Source organism: Pseudocolwellia sp. G5-9 (genome assembly GCF_055808995.1).
Map to the genome: position 1 here is coordinate 1615632 of NZ_CM147893.1, position 14034 is coordinate 1629665.

At 36.1% G+C, this 14034-nt stretch carries 14 protein-coding genes; 3 read left to right on the forward strand and 11 right to left on the reverse strand.

The window, feature by feature from the left end:
• Positions 1-320: 320 nt before the first annotated feature.
• From gcvH to nhaA, 8 genes are all read right to left on the reverse strand, one after another.
• Complete coding sequence (gene gcvH / locus AC0L5Q_RS07020; protein ID WP_473616380.1) at positions 321-707, reverse strand: glycine cleavage system protein GcvH; 387 nt, start codon at positions 705-707, stop codon at positions 321-323.
• 85 nt (positions 708-792) lie between these two features.
• Positions 793-1881, reverse strand: a complete 1089-nt coding sequence (gcvT, locus tag AC0L5Q_RS07025; RefSeq protein WP_473616385.1) for a glycine cleavage system aminomethyltransferase GcvT — start codon at positions 1879-1881, stop codon at positions 793-795.
• A 659-nt stretch (positions 1882-2540) separates the two neighbouring features.
• Positions 2541-2813, reverse strand: a complete 273-nt coding sequence (locus AC0L5Q_RS07030; protein WP_473616387.1) for a YfcL family protein — start codon at positions 2811-2813, stop codon at positions 2541-2543.
• Positions 2814-2848: 35 nt separating this feature from the next.
• On the reverse strand, positions 2849-3259 hold the full coding sequence (locus AC0L5Q_RS07035) for a hypothetical protein (RefSeq protein ID WP_473616391.1): 411 nt from the start codon (positions 3257-3259) through the stop codon (positions 2849-2851).
• A 10-nt stretch (positions 3260-3269) separates the two neighbouring features.
• Positions 3270-4004 carry a M23 family metallopeptidase gene (locus AC0L5Q_RS07040; protein WP_473616395.1) on the reverse strand — a complete coding sequence of 245 codons (735 nt, stop codon included), beginning with the start codon at positions 4002-4004 and terminating at the stop codon, positions 3270-3272.
• A gap of 164 nt (positions 4005-4168) precedes the next feature.
• Positions 4169-5386, reverse strand: coding sequence for an ATP-NAD kinase family protein (locus AC0L5Q_RS07045; protein ID WP_473616399.1), 1218 nt, complete (start codon positions 5384-5386; stop codon positions 4169-4171).
• A 16-nt stretch (positions 5387-5402) separates the two neighbouring features.
• Positions 5403-5915, reverse strand: a complete 513-nt coding sequence (locus AC0L5Q_RS07050; RefSeq protein ID WP_473618264.1) for an elongation factor P hydroxylase — start codon at positions 5913-5915, stop codon at positions 5403-5405.
• Between the two features lie 196 nt (positions 5916-6111).
• Positions 6112-7284 carry a Na+/H+ antiporter NhaA gene (gene nhaA, locus AC0L5Q_RS07055; protein ID WP_473616401.1) on the reverse strand — a complete coding sequence of 391 codons (1173 nt, stop codon included), beginning with the start codon at positions 7282-7284 and terminating at the stop codon, positions 6112-6114.
• A gap of 164 nt (positions 7285-7448) precedes the next feature.
• Here nhaA and AC0L5Q_RS07060 point away from each other — a divergent pair, with 164 nt between their 5' ends.
• The 3 genes from AC0L5Q_RS07060 to AC0L5Q_RS07070 are packed head-to-tail and all read left to right on the forward strand — an operon-like array spanning position 7449 to position 9285.
• Complete coding sequence (locus AC0L5Q_RS07060; RefSeq protein WP_473616404.1) at positions 7449-8003, forward strand: RNA polymerase sigma factor; 555 nt, start codon at positions 7449-7451, stop codon at positions 8001-8003.
• A gap of 14 nt (positions 8004-8017) precedes the next feature.
• The gene (locus tag AC0L5Q_RS07065) at positions 8018-8737 is read left to right on the forward strand and encodes a hypothetical protein (protein WP_473616408.1); all 720 of its coding nucleotides are present in this window, start codon (positions 8018-8020) and stop codon (positions 8735-8737) included.
• A 20-nt stretch (positions 8738-8757) separates the two neighbouring features.
• Positions 8758-9285 (forward strand): hypothetical protein, encoded by a 528-nt coding sequence (locus tag AC0L5Q_RS07070; RefSeq protein ID WP_473616412.1) that lies wholly within the window; start codon positions 8758-8760, stop codon positions 9283-9285.
• Between the two features lie 167 nt (positions 9286-9452).
• Here the strand turns inward: AC0L5Q_RS07070 and AC0L5Q_RS07075 are convergent, their stop codons facing one another.
• From AC0L5Q_RS07075 to AC0L5Q_RS07085, 3 genes are all read right to left on the reverse strand, one after another.
• Positions 9453-11786 carry an agarase gene (locus tag AC0L5Q_RS07075; protein ID WP_473616416.1) on the reverse strand — a complete coding sequence of 778 codons (2334 nt, stop codon included), beginning with the start codon at positions 11784-11786 and terminating at the stop codon, positions 9453-9455.
• Positions 11787-11863: 77 nt separating this feature from the next.
• Positions 11864-13453, reverse strand: coding sequence for a LamG-like jellyroll fold domain-containing protein (locus AC0L5Q_RS07080; RefSeq protein ID WP_473616419.1), 1590 nt, complete (start codon positions 13451-13453; stop codon positions 11864-11866).
• Between the two features lie 3 nt (positions 13454-13456).
• Positions 13457-14029 (reverse strand): RNA polymerase sigma factor, encoded by a 573-nt coding sequence (locus AC0L5Q_RS07085; protein WP_473616423.1) that lies wholly within the window; start codon positions 14027-14029, stop codon positions 13457-13459.
• Between the last annotated feature and the right edge of the window lie 5 nt (positions 14030-14034).

Below are 14034 nucleotides of genomic sequence, written 5' to 3' on the forward strand. Positions count from 1 at the left end.
GCACAGGTTTTACGTTCCTGACAAAACCTAAGTACCTACATCCATGTAGGCAACTCGATTAGCGAAGCAATAATTTGTAAATAGTCTGTTGTTAGGCAAGGCACTGAAGTTGTGAGACATTTGAGCTTAGTGTACTAAGTGATAATGTCGAGCAACTAAAGTAACGAAGTATAACTACAGAATATGACCAAATATTTTGCAAAGATAATCGAGAATTAGGCAAAGCCGTCAAACGTTAAAGAGCATGAGCTTAGTGTACTAAGTGATTGCGATTTAACGTGTAGACAATGAAGCATAAACTCGATTAGCGAAGCAAAAAGTTATTCAGCGATAGACGCTGCATACCCCTCTGCATCAAGCAAGCTATCTAACTCACTTTCGTCTGCCACTTTAACTTTAAATAACCAACCTTCACCAAACGCGTCTGAGTTTACTAGCTCTGGTGAATCTTCTAATTCTTCGTTTATTTCTACTACGGTACCTGTAATTGGTGCGTAAATGTCTGACGCCGCTTTAACTGATTCTGCTACCGCAACATCATCGCCTGTACCTATTTCGTCATCCACGTCTGGTAATTCAACAAATACCATATCGCCTAATAGCTCTTGTGCGTGTTCAGTAATACCTACAGTTACAATACCGTTACCGTCGTTACGTACCCATTCGTGAGTCGTTGCATATTTTAATTCTGAAGGGACATTGCTCATTTTTATTAATCCTGTATGTAAATATTATAAATTATGTTTGGCTACAGCTAATTACTATAGCTTAAAAATAGTACGCTTTTAACGATTAAAAAACTTTTTTACCATTACGAACAAAGCTTGGTTTGATCACTTGCACATCAACGAGTTTTTTACGCATTTCTACTTGAATTGTATCGCCGAATTTTACTGAACGAGGTACACGAGCCATAGCAATACTATGACCTAATGTAGGAGAAAATGTACCTGAAGTAATAATACCCTCACCATCTGGTGTGATAACTTTTAAGCCCGTACGTAATACGCCTTTTTCTTCAAAAACTAAACCAACAAGTTTAGGTTGGTCGCCAGCTTCTTTTTGCGCTTCAAGCACTGAACGACCAATAAAATCGCGGTCTGTTGGTTCCCAACTAATAGTCCACGCCATGTTAGCGGCAAGTGGAGACACTGTTTCGTCCATGTCTAAGCCGTATAAGTTCATACCTGCTTCTAAACGTAGTGTATCGCGAGCACCTAAACCACATGGCGTTACGCCAGCGTCTAATAATTTTTGCCATAAGTCAGCAGCCTGCGCTTCTGGTACTACAATTTCGTAGCCGTTTTCGCCCGTGTAACCGGTAGTGGCGATAAATAGTTCGCCTGTTTGCACACCAAAAAATGGCTTCATTCCTTCAACTGCCTTTTTTTGCTCAGGAGTCAGAATCGTTGCAACTTTTTCGATAGCTTCAGGGCCTTGCACAGCGATCATGCCAAACTCAGGACGTTCGGTGATCATTACATCAAAGGTGCCTGCTTGTTTATTCATCCATGCTAAATCTTTTTCACGTGTTGCAGAGTTAACCACTAATTTATAACGTGTGTTACTAAAGTGATAAATAATAAGGTCATCTATTACACCACCTTCTTCATTTAACATGCCTGTGTATAAGGCTTTACCTTCAACAGTTAGCTTGGCAACATCGTTTATTACTAGTTTACGTAAGTAATCTTGAGCGTCAGCACCTGTTATATCAACTATGGTCATGTGCGAAACATCAAACATGCCTGACTTTTGACGAACAGCATGATGTTCTTCTATTTGAGAGCCATAGTTAATTGGCATTTCCCAACCATAAAAGTCGACCATTTTAGCGCCGGCTTCAATATGTTTTGCATGTAAAATAGTTTTGTTGCTCATATAACATCGCCTAAAAAAAGTGTGTACGGAAGTAACTCGATTATAACCACTGATTTCTGTTGATTCAACAACAAAATAGCAATAATTGAAATATAAACCCACATAAAAACATTAAACAGAATTATATTTTATAAAACGCAATTATAAAAAATAATAATCGAATTTCAGTTAAGTGAATATGCTGTTTTTGTGAATAATTTTAAAGAAAAAATAAATAAATTTTCAAAAAAATATAAATACTCAGTTTGAATATCCCCTTTACCAATTAAGAGGCTATTTCAGAGCACTTGAATGGTTACGGGTATAAATAAGATTAGAAGCTCTTAAGAAAAGAGTATTTAACCTCAGCTCGGGATAAGCAAAGTTACTCAACAAGCTATTTTTATGCCTAACTTCGTTGAATTTATTACTAATAGCTAGCTATTAGATAGAAAAATTCGCCTTGTTATACAAAAAAATATCAATGTTGAGAGACTAATATAACTTAGGAAAACACGGTACAGGTTAAGACTTTGATAAATAATAATTTTAATTTATTATCTAACATTCATTAACCCGAGTTGAGGTTATTTAGTTTTGATAGGTAATAAAATATATCCGTTGTACTTCAAGGTGCTGAATTCAGCTGAAGCCTGCACCTTGAAAGATATAAGAATGGGTTACGCACCAAAAAAACTTTTTAGTTCTGCCCAATAATTACTGATGATTTGTTGGTCTTGCGGTGTTAACTCTGAACGCGAAGCCGTGAGTTTTTCAGAAATATCGCTAGCTAGTTCAGCAGATAATACTTGAGTTTCGTCACCAAACTGACTGGCTGATAAGGCAATAAAACCTCTTATGTAGCTACTTGCAAACAACTCATCGTCGTTATTTTCTTTCAAACATAAATCGTCAAAGTGTTGATATAGTGCGTTAAGGTTTTTAATTGACATGCTTTTTCCTGTACTAATAATATTCTAAATTGAAGCTAATTTTTTAATTTACAATCGACTTCCGATTTTTTACGTATTTTAATAATTTGATTAACATAAATATTTCCGTCATAGCTAGCCGCAAAGCCATCATCAGATTGCGCTAATAATTTAGCCGTTAATTCAACATATACGTCTTGGTAAGGCTTTACTTTAAGAGCGTCATAGCTTTTTTCTAGCTGTTCTAAAGTATTACTATTGCCTTCAACCCAAAACTGCTTGTCACTTAAACAAGGTTGAAATGAATTAACTTCATGTCCAAAGGTATAGTGTCCGAAAAATACTGTTTGGTCGCTTATGTCTTTAGTAGGTGAGTTATTTGATAAATTAACACTATCTGCTGAATAACAAGACTGAAACAATACAGAAATAAATAAAACAAGAATGCTGGCAGTTAAATTTTTCATAAATTATTACTCACTTGATCACTATACTAGGGTCAACTTTTGATCCATTTCGATTTTGAATTCGCACATGGACATGATCAGTAATACCATTTTTATAGCGATTTTTTAGAGTTCTAGCGATACCGATACAACTAACGCCCGCTTTAACAACGGTTCCAACAATGTTTGCTGCAGGTTGCATATACCATATCCAACATTTAGTACCATCTGAAGAAATAATTTGCACACCTGATAATTCTTTCGCATCAATACCTGATGAGTAAGGTTTAGATATTCTGCTAACCACTCCTGATAAAGGTGCCTTTACTGGCTGCCCAGGTATAGAATTATAATCGGCCCCATCATGTGTTCTATTTCCTCGAGAAGCACCAAAAGCGCCGGAGCCATAAGCATCAGAACCTCGAATCGCTAACCCTGTAGGTTTTCCATAAATACTAGGCCACATTTTTGTTATAGTAAGACCATATGGTTTAATACAGCCGTTAAATATATACAAAATACCACCGGGTTCTTTTTTATATATAGATTCGATGTCATCTATAATTTTTTGTAATTCTCGACTATATTTTCCATCTTCAGCTACAAGAGGCATAGGCTTGAGTAGTAGAGCTGGTAACATAAAGCCCAACGTATTTAACTTGGCTATTGCAACTCGTAAATCAACGCGTAAATTGATTATTTGCTGAATAATTTTAACATCTTTTGATTTATTCTCGCCTCTTCTACCCACTGAACTTTCTAACATAAATATCCCTATTATTTCCATTGTATTAATTGAGGTTATTATTAAATAACCTTTCCATTCGTAATTTATTTCAAAAATATAATATTGAAACTGAAATAAATATAATACGATCCTAACGTAGTTCTACAAAAAAGTAATCTATTGTTTATCCACTAAACAATCACCTATACAGGGCTACTAGCCGGATATAAAATCTGATCTTTATAACCCGTAATAATAGGAAAATAGCCTGATAAAGCTTGATCAAGTTCAGTATCGCCAGTATCTATAATAAGAGGTCGGCTATTTAAGCCTGCCAGTTTTGTTTTAGTGGCAACAATAATGATATTGTCTTTACCTATCGCCTTAATAACTCTTGGACTAAGTTGTTGATTGCCACGACCGAAGATATGCCCTTGCCCACCAATTAAAGTGATAACTAATTTAATGGTTTCTTTTGCAGAGCTGTTATCAGCTGTTTGGTTTTCTAAAAGGTGATTTTCTATCAGCGACCATAATTGAGGCTCCGTTACATCGTTTGCAATTACAGCATGGTCTTGCAGCACATCTACACCTAATAAGGTATTGGTTTCGCCTAACTCATCCATTATAAAAGCAGTAGTTGAACCTGACCCCATAATATAAAGCTCGTCGTCCATGGTTTCTATTATGTGCGCGGCTATGTCTTGTAAAACTAATTCGTCGGTCTCTTTACCGCCAGATTTAACCGCTTGTACATAACGTAACTCACTAGGTATTTGCATTTCACCATAACGTTTAGCTTTTACTACGCCTTGCCTAAACAAACTTTCGTCTATATCCATTACGTCGGCGTCCATTAACGTAACCAGTTGATTAGTAACTAACATTTCAACCACTCGCCCTGCTGCTTTGGGCGTTACGGCATAAACCCCTGAATGAATTTTACAACCCGCTGGAATGCCTAATACCGGAAATTTATCGTTAACAGTTGCGCAAATATCGCGAGCCGTTCCATCGCCGCCAGCAAATAAAAGTACGTCTACTTGGCTTTCCATTAAGGCAACTACTAGGTTTGTAGTGTCTTGCGGGCTTGTGTTTATATTCTGTGGTGAACTGTTTTGCTGTTCTGCTAATGCTGGCTTTTGTGTTAACTCAGAAGAGTGATAAACAACTTCAACTTCAAAACCTAATGCTTTAGCGCAGGTTTCGCCCATAGAGGCATTTGCCGTATAAATAACAATTTGATTTTTATAAGGCTCAAGCACGCTTAACGCCGTACTTGCGCGTTGATTAGCTTTAAACTCTGCACCTAACGACAAGGCTTTTTCGGGTGTAGATTCTCCGTCGCTTCCTTTTAAAGCAACGCTTCCACCGACTCCAGCAACAGGATTAATAACAAAGCCAAGTTTGAACTTTTTCATGAGAATAACCTTAAGCCTATTTAAATTGAGTTAATGATAGCGTTGAAGACATAGCAGCAGAGGTTTGATAAAAAACAGCTAGTGCATCAATAAACTGTTGTGCTCTTTTTGGAAAGCCTTTTTCAATATAATGTTCTACCTGCTTAAATACAGCGGCTTTGAATGCCTTTGTATCGGCTTCTGCACCATTTAAATTATCAGCAGACACCGTAAATTTTTTATTAGCCGCAACGCAGAACGCCCACTCAATGGCTTGTGGTTTTATTTCTACCGATTCAAACTCTTTTTGTTGTTGTTCATTTCTACCATCGGGTTCATACCAATAACCAAAATCTTCTTTTAATCGACGTTCTTTACCCGCAATACACCAATGAGCGATTTCATGTAAGCCACTTGAATAATAACCATGAGCAAAAACAATTTGATGATATGAACACTTATCTGATGCTGGTAAATATACCGGTTCGTCGTCACCTTTAATTAATAACGTATTATAATCAGTAAAAAAAGTTGCTGAAAATAACGCCATTAAGTCTTGGATATTATGTGTTTTTTCCGTTTGTTCATTAACTTGTAAAACATTAATAGACAAAGGAATGTGAGATGGTGTGTGTTGCATGTACAAAAAGTTCTACGGTAAGACAAACGCTATTTTTGCGTCACTCTAACAAAAATCGGCGATAGATGCATCGCCGATTTAATATTACCAACCTAAAATACTTTGGTTATTTTTGTTTATTTAAACCATTCCTAATAACAAAATAGCCTAGTACTCCAGAAATTAGTGAACCAATAACAATACCTAATCGGTCTTGAAATAATGAAGAATTGACAGATTGTTCAAACGCTAAAGAGCCAATAAATAAACTCATGGTAAAACCGACACCACAAAGTAATGCTACGCCATACAAGAGTTGCCAGTTAACATTTTCAGGTAATTTAGCTAAACCTAATTTTATTGCGATAAAACAAAAACCAAATACACCTAACTGTTTACCTAGTAATAGCCCTGCAATAATACCTAATGGTACAGGTGCAACAATTTGGTCGATACCAATTCCAGTAAAGTTAATACCCGCATTCGCGAAAGCAAAAATAGGTAACACAATAAAAGCGACGGTTGAATGTAAATTATGCTCTAAAGACTTTAATGGTGACGGTTCTCCTTCTTCCCCTTTGATAGGAATAAAAAAGGCTAAAACAACACCTGCTAATGTTGCATGTACACCCGATTTAAGTACGGCCACCCAAAGTACAATACCGAGGAAAATATAGGGAGATGTACTTGTTACACCTTTTCGGTTTAAAACAAATAAAATAGAAATAACAATCGCTGAAACCACTAATGAAAGTACAGATAGTTGTTCGGTATAAAATAAAGCAATAATAATAATTGCGCCCAAATCATCAAAAATAGCGAGAGATGTTAAAAACACTTTTAACTGTAATGGTACTTTACTGCCAATAATGGCTAATATACCTAAAGCAAAAGCAATATCAGTTGCTGTAGGAATTGCCCAACCATTTATTGCAGCAGGATCGTTATAGTTTAGTGCGACATAAAAAAGCGCAGGGGCAACCATTCCACCAACAGCCGCTATAGCAGGCAACGCCACTTGGCTAGGTTCAGATAAGTTACCCTCTAAAAATTCGCGTTTAAGCTCCAATCCTACTAAAAAGAAAAACAATGCCATAAGGCCATCGTTTATCCATAATAATAGAGGTTTTGCTATTTCAAAGCTGCCAACAGCAATAGCAACAGGTACATCAAGTAGTAAATCGTAGTAATTTGCCCATGGAGAGTTTGCTAAAATCATAGCAAAAACAGCAGCAAACATAAGTATAATGCCGCTAGAGGCTTCTTGTTTTAAAAAGTTTTGAATAGTTGAAAGTGCCATAGTTCCCTTAAATAAAATAAATAATAGTAACAGCGAGACATAATATGTCATACGTTAGCACTATTTGTAAAGATCATATACAGTTAAAAGGATGCAACCTTTCTGCATGTTACTTCGTTAATAGTAGTATAGATGGTTAAAAACATATTGGATTAGCTTATTTTATGAGTAAAGTTTTGTCTTTTTTAGGCATAAAAGAAAAAGAGCAATCGTTTGAAGCGATAATATTTCCGCACATGAGTAATTTGTTTAAAGTGGCTTATCAATACACTGGCACAAAACATGATGCTGAAGATTTATTGCAAGACTTGCTTGAATATTTATTTACCAAACAAGCTGAATTGCGAAAAGTTGATAAACTCAAGCCTTGGCTTATGCGCTGTTTATATAACAGATTCATCGATTTATATCGTAAAAATCAACGTCAACCAAATTTAGAAGATATTGATGACGAAAAAATACAACCTTTATTTCGTCATGTCGATAATCATCACCGAAGCGATCAAAACAAAGAAATTTTCCAAGCCATGAATCAACTATCAGCTGATCAACGTGCCTTAGTCACTTTACACGACATTAACGGGTATACCCTTCCTGAGCTGGCTAACATCATGGATACTCCATTAGGTACATTAAAATCCAGCTTACATCGTGCACGGGGTATATTAAGACAAAATATTAGTTTGCAACCTTCTGAACTTAACGTTCGTCATTATTAACAGAGGATAAAATTATGAATTGTAAACGTGTTAATAATACGATTGAAACACTTAACCTAGCTGATTTCACGTCAGGTTTAGATAGCCAATTAACAACACATATAAAAACTTGCGAAGCTTGTGAAAAAGCATTGCAAACGCAGCATTTATACTTGAAAAAAATGTCGCAAATACAAGCGCCTGAATTTAGCGAAAGTGAAGCTTCTGCCATGCTAAGTCATGTGGTTAATTCAGCCCGCAATAATATAGATACCAACAAGCCAGCTAAAAACGATAGTGGTTTTTTACGAGGATTTATTGCTGCATCCGTGTTAGCTATTTCGGTATTTGGTGCATGGAACATATTTAATACTTCTCCTGAACAAGCGCCTTTAATTGCAGATGCAGCACCAGAGTATTTTACAACCGAAGTCGTATTAGTTATTAACGCGCCTGAAGATATGTACGATGCCGATTTAAATCTTGTTTTACCGCAACAAATTGCTTTAGAAGGTTACGATAACATTCAAGACTTAAGCTGGCCTGTAGATTTAAAAGCAGGAACCAACACGCTATCTCTGCCTATTCGTGTAAATAAAAACAAAGGGATAGAACAACCAATAAGTATAATGGCAACCCTTTATCATTATGCTGAAGAACGTGAGTTTGAAATAACAGTAGACCTTGAAAAAATGCAAGCACAACAAAAAAATTCAGCGCATTTAGTACCCGAAAATAACACGACACGTGTTTAGTAACGTAAGTGAGTATTAATATGAAAAACAGCCAAATAAAAAATAACTACTATGTATTATGCTTATTAACCTTTGTATTATTTAGCATCGCATTTACATTAATAGCTGCTGAAGACATGGACAATGTTACAATGGAAATAGCCACAAAAGAGGCTAAGTATGGTCATCGTATTCATATGTATAGTAACGATATTATTTCAGATTATATGATAAAAAAAGGAGACATTACTGTTGAAGAAGTTAAAGAGAAAAAACGTAAGCGTAATCTACAACGTGAAGAATTAAAAACACTAAAACAAGAAGGTGATAGAGAAGCGTTTAAAGCTCGTTTAATGGAAATAAAAGCAGAACATTATATTGAACGTAAAAAACTCGAAGAATACATTAATAATAATGATGAATTAAAGCAACAACTCAACGAAAAACGAAGTAAATATAGAGATAAAAAAGCAAATGACATGCATGACCGCCACCGTAAAGAAAAGTTCTTTAAAAGGTGGGATGACAACCAAGAAAGGGAACGTCATCAATATCCGCATCCCCAATAATGAATAGACTGGTTATAACAACTTCTTTCACCTTAAAGAGCTTATTCTACCTCTTGAGAAGAAATAAATAGAAAAGCATAAAAACCCGTTATCATTCAAGATGCAAAAATATGCATATTGATTGGTAACGGGTATATCTCTTTCTCAATCCTACTTTAACAAAGCTATTATTTAATATCGCCATAGCGTCGACGATATAACTTTGTATGAATATCTTTTGCTGCAGACACCATATACGGAAACGGAATATCAGTCGTAGTAACAAAACCGACATTATAATTTTCACCGTCATGTGCCCGCCCTGTTAATGGCGAGTCAATATACTGAAACCAATGCGCACCAATAACATAAGGGTTATCAATAGCGGTGTTCATATAGTCACGATACATGTCAGCACGTACTTTTTGATTAGGCGCATGGATAATTCCGGGATTAGGATGACCTACATCGGTGGAACCAATATGATATTCGCCAATAATTACCGGAGCATCTAGCTCTTTTAAGAAAGACCAAGTCATTTCATCAAGTCCTTCTCTGTAGTAATTATAACTCACCACATCTGCATACTTTTTAGCGGCTTTAAGTGCTTCTGGTGCGGTTCCCCACGTAGTAAAACGCGCTCCCATATACATATGATTAGGTAATACGTCTTTAATTGCATTTTTAACAACTTTGAAGTATTCGTCAGCATAAGTTTGAAGTAACCAACCAAGATCCACTAGCATTTCGTCGCTGTAGCCATCATCTTTTTTATAATTAACGCCTTCTGATAACTGCTCCCATGAGGCTAGATTTTTACCCCATACAATATTCAATGCATGTATATTTTCATATTTCTGCTTAAGCATTTTTACAAAAACCGCTTTGCTTGGGCTTTTTTTTGCATTTTTTGATAAAGCATCAAAAACAATACCGTAACGACGAATAGGCGGTCCTTCTCCTCCCCAACTTTGTTCGTTATCAATAAATATTCCAACACACCAAGGGCTATCTTTAATTTCTTGTGCAATAACTTGCGTGGTAATGTGAGCACGACGAACAAATTCAGGATCAAACACATCAGGCATTTTACCCCATATATCAAACCCTGAACTTAATGTTTTGAATTCACCTATGATCCAGCCATTAGCAAAGTAAGGCATTTTTTTATTGTCGTAGAACATAGGATCTGTCCAGTTACCAAAAGAGGTAAAACCCCAGTCAACCATGCGATCTAACGTTGTGTCATGCCAGTTTTTCAGATAAGACTGTTCAGTGGTTTCACCATATCGTCGTTCTAAATTTGCTTGGTAGAAGCTATAAACCTCACCGTGTTCCATTGGCCCTTTATGCGCTTTTCGACGATACCCGTAATGATTAGCTAGCTCGTTGTCGTAATCAGGCAACCACTCAAACATATTTCTCCGCTGTTGATTGGCAACATAACTCGTTTTTTGAGCTTGACGATAGTTACCACTAATACCTTGTGAATCTTCTGGTGTTACATCATTAGGGTCAATGTAGCGTACCGAGTCATCTTTATAATCAATCCCTGTAAATGTAGAGGTGTTCGACATACGTGAATTAGCAATACCACTAGAAAAATATAAATAGCCCTCAGGATCTATTAACGCCCATTTATTTGCTACTTTTTGGGTACGAAAGTAACCTGTAGCATCAAAACGAGGACCTTCTTTCCAGCCACCAAATTGACTGCGATCAGGCCAGCCTTTTGAGTTTTTTAGCGCGATCAATTCTTTATCAGCATAAGCTTTAAGCTCTGCTGTTGATTTAACCTTTAGATCAAAATCAATATCAGCACGCTGGCCAAACTTATCAACAATATGAGTTACATAGTTTTTATTAGGTGTTGGCGTTGTTTCAAAACGTAAGTTATCAATAACAATTTCGGTGGGCTTTATTTGTGTTTCAGTATAGATTTTAATCGCATGTACTTGAGAAAAATCAATGATCTCTTTACTACCACGTATAGGCATTTTTCGAGCGGTTGTTTTAAAAGCAGGAGGCGTGTCGCGTAAGCCTGTATCGTGATCTAATTCAAAACCTTTTAATTCAAAATAAAGCGTAATTGTTTCGTCTTTATCTACGGCAACAGTACGTCGCTGAGTTTTATTATTTTCACCGGTAATATTCACACTTAGCATGATAGATGATTCACTGGTATTCTTTGCTGCAAACATAAAAGCATTATTACCTAGATGAGACGTTACCCATGGTTTTTCAGGTTTAAGTTCGATACCTGATGAAGCATGCTGAGTAGAAAATTTTATTTTTAACGCCTGACTATTTAACGCGTTTTTATTCAATGATATTCCAGCATAAAATGGCTGTACCAAGGTAGTTAATTGAGCTGGTTCAAAGTCAGCGACCATAACACTTTTTGTAGGTTTTATATTTACAGGTGCAGAATTATTCACCTCGGAATTACAAGCGGCTAATAAAGATAATATAGCTGCGCTAGCGACAGCAAACGTTACTTTTGATGGATTAAAATACTTCACAAAATAGTATACCTTTTAATAGAGTTTACTAAAGATGTAAGTAAACAATAAAAGTGACACTATTTTTTAAGTGAGTTTTAATTAAACTTATTTTTTAGCATCAACTGTTTTATCTGTTTTGGCTCTAGAGCTGCTTCAACAATAAATAATTCATCGACACTGCCCCTAAAATGATTTTTATTCAAGCCTTTTGAGTGGTTGATATAACCAATATCCCTTCCAAGACTTAATGAACGAGATAAAGGGTCATTTAATGTTGTGTTAATTTTAGCTATAGATTTTTTCTGTGTTTTTTCTAATTTTCCATCAACATATAATAAAACGTGTGTGGAAATATCTGATTGTTCGCCACCGTATAATACAACCGCGATATGATGCCATTGCCCGTCACGTAAATCCGTAGAACCAACCACCTGAGCTTGAAAAGTACCAATACGTAACCGACCTAGTGGACCATCAACCGTTTCGGGGTTAGGAGATATTTGCCAAGCGGCATAATCTTTATGTAAACCCCAACTAACAATGCCGTAAGCTTCATCAACTGAAAAATCGTTTGGTACTTTCACCCAAAAAGCCACCGTACGGGGATCATCACTTCCTATACCGGGAAAGTCAGTTGTAAGCCAATTTGTTTTTCCGTCAAAACTCAATGCTTGCCCAAATTTACCGTCAACTTCTGCTATTTTTTCCATATTAGAAGACTTATCAACAGCTAAGTAATGTTTACCGTCTATACCTTTACCAATAGAAGAGTAATTATCGCCATTTTTATCATCAAAAGACCAATGCAAAAAGTCGGGGTTATACACTGACTCTCCTGGTAGTACTCGCATGAACTCACCTGTTTCATTTTTGATACTGACCATTTCATTTTTTAAATTAAACGATAATGCTTGGTTTTTTCTGACATGTTGATAGCTTTGTAGGTTATCTGCTCGCGCCTTTACTTCACCTTCGATAACATGAACTTGCGACTCACCATTTTGGCTAACTTCAACACCAAACTCAGTTCCTAAGTCGATAATTTCAGCACTTGGTGTATCAATACGAAAACCAATAGCTTTTTGGGGTACACGAGCAACTAATTTTCCTTGTTGTAAAATAACTTGATTAACTGATTTTAAATCAAGCCTGATAGGCGCTTCCAGTACCAAAACCACACCATTATTTAATTTAATTTCACTATAGCCTTCGCTAAGTTCAATCTCTCCACGGCCAAGGTTTCTACCTAATTGTAAAACTTGTTCTGTAGGCGAAACCGCTGCTATTTTAGTCACTAATGCAAAATCAGATTGAGAATTAATATAGCTAGAAATAAATAATGTTCCTACTAAAAAAGCAATACTAGCCGCCATTGCCCATGGTTTACCAAACCAATTTCTAGAAGCGTTACCTGCTAATAAATTTTTATTAACAGTAGGCGTAATATCTGGTTTAGATCGCAAGTTAATACGTGACATGACACTGTGAGTGAATTGTTGTTTTTGACTTAACTGTTCAAGTTCAAAACTTAATAATCGATCGTTAATAACTAACTTGCTCACTTCTTCTAAAAGCATCGGATCTTTTTGGCAAGCTGTTAACAATTCTTCAGCAACATTTTCTCCAGCTAAGTATGCCGCTATGAGTTTTTCTTGCGCTGACGACAATTGATAATGGTTACTCATCACTTAATCCTTCATCTTATTTTCGACACAATTTTTAAGTTTTTGTCTTAGTCTATACATACGCATGGTCATAGCAGAATGACGATCCTCATATTTACGGCAAAGTTCAGCCAATGAAAATCCTAAGGTGTAATGTTCAGTTAATAACGTACGCATTTTATGATCGAGTGCATTTAAACAAAGATGTAAATATTCTAATAATTCCGATTCGTTATTTTGATTAAGATGCTGTTCAACTTGCTGATCTATTAATAACTCTAATTCTGCGCTTCCCCCTATAGCTAAAGCTTTTAGCTTACGTTGATGATTGCGTAGCAAATTAATTGCAATACTTCTAAGCCAACCTTTAAAAGAAGCATCATAATTAAAGTCATTCAACTTATCGTAGGCAAGAATAAAGGTTTCTTGCGCTAGATCTTCAGCTTCATGAGAGTTACTGAGTCGCGATCGTAAACACGCACGCACCGAAGAACCGTAGCGTTGTACTAACACGGAGTAAGCTTCAATTTCACCAGACTTAGTAAGCTCTATGAGCTTTTTATCATTATGTTCTATTATCTGTACGTCTCTCATCATAGCGA

Coding starts and splice junctions, on each gene's coding strand:
- gcvH (WP_473616380.1), bottom strand. CDS start 707: ATGAGCAATGTCCCTTCAGAATTAAAATATGCAACGACTCACGAATGG.
- gcvT (WP_473616385.1), bottom strand. CDS start 1,881: ATGAGCAACAAAACTATTTTACATGCAAAACATATTGAAGCCGGCGCT.
- AC0L5Q_RS07030 (WP_473616387.1), bottom strand. CDS start 2,813: ATGTCAATTAAAAACCTTAACGCACTATATCAACACTTTGACGATTTA.
- AC0L5Q_RS07035 (WP_473616391.1), bottom strand. CDS start 3,259: ATGAAAAATTTAACTGCCAGCATTCTTGTTTTATTTATTTCTGTATTG.
- AC0L5Q_RS07040 (WP_473616395.1), bottom strand. CDS start 4,004: ATGTTAGAAAGTTCAGTGGGTAGAAGAGGCGAGAATAAATCAAAAGAT.
- AC0L5Q_RS07045 (WP_473616399.1), bottom strand. CDS start 5,386: ATGAAAAAGTTCAAACTTGGCTTTGTTATTAATCCTGTTGCTGGAGTC.
- AC0L5Q_RS07050 (WP_473618264.1), bottom strand. CDS start 5,915: ATGGCGTTATTTTCAGCAACTTTTTTTACTGATTATAATACGTTATTA.
- nhaA (WP_473616401.1), bottom strand. CDS start 7,284: ATGGCACTTTCAACTATTCAAAACTTTTTAAAACAAGAAGCCTCTAGC.
- AC0L5Q_RS07060 (WP_473616404.1), top strand. CDS start 7,449: ATGAGTAAAGTTTTGTCTTTTTTAGGCATAAAAGAAAAAGAGCAATCG.
- AC0L5Q_RS07065 (WP_473616408.1), top strand. CDS start 8,018: ATGAATTGTAAACGTGTTAATAATACGATTGAAACACTTAACCTAGCT.
- AC0L5Q_RS07070 (WP_473616412.1), top strand. CDS start 8,758: ATGAAAAACAGCCAAATAAAAAATAACTACTATGTATTATGCTTATTA.
- AC0L5Q_RS07080 (WP_473616419.1), bottom strand. CDS start 13,453: ATGAGTAACCATTATCAATTGTCGTCAGCGCAAGAAAAACTCATAGCG.
- AC0L5Q_RS07085 (WP_473616423.1), bottom strand. CDS start 14,029: ATGATGAGAGACGTACAGATAATAGAACATAATGATAAAAAGCTCATA.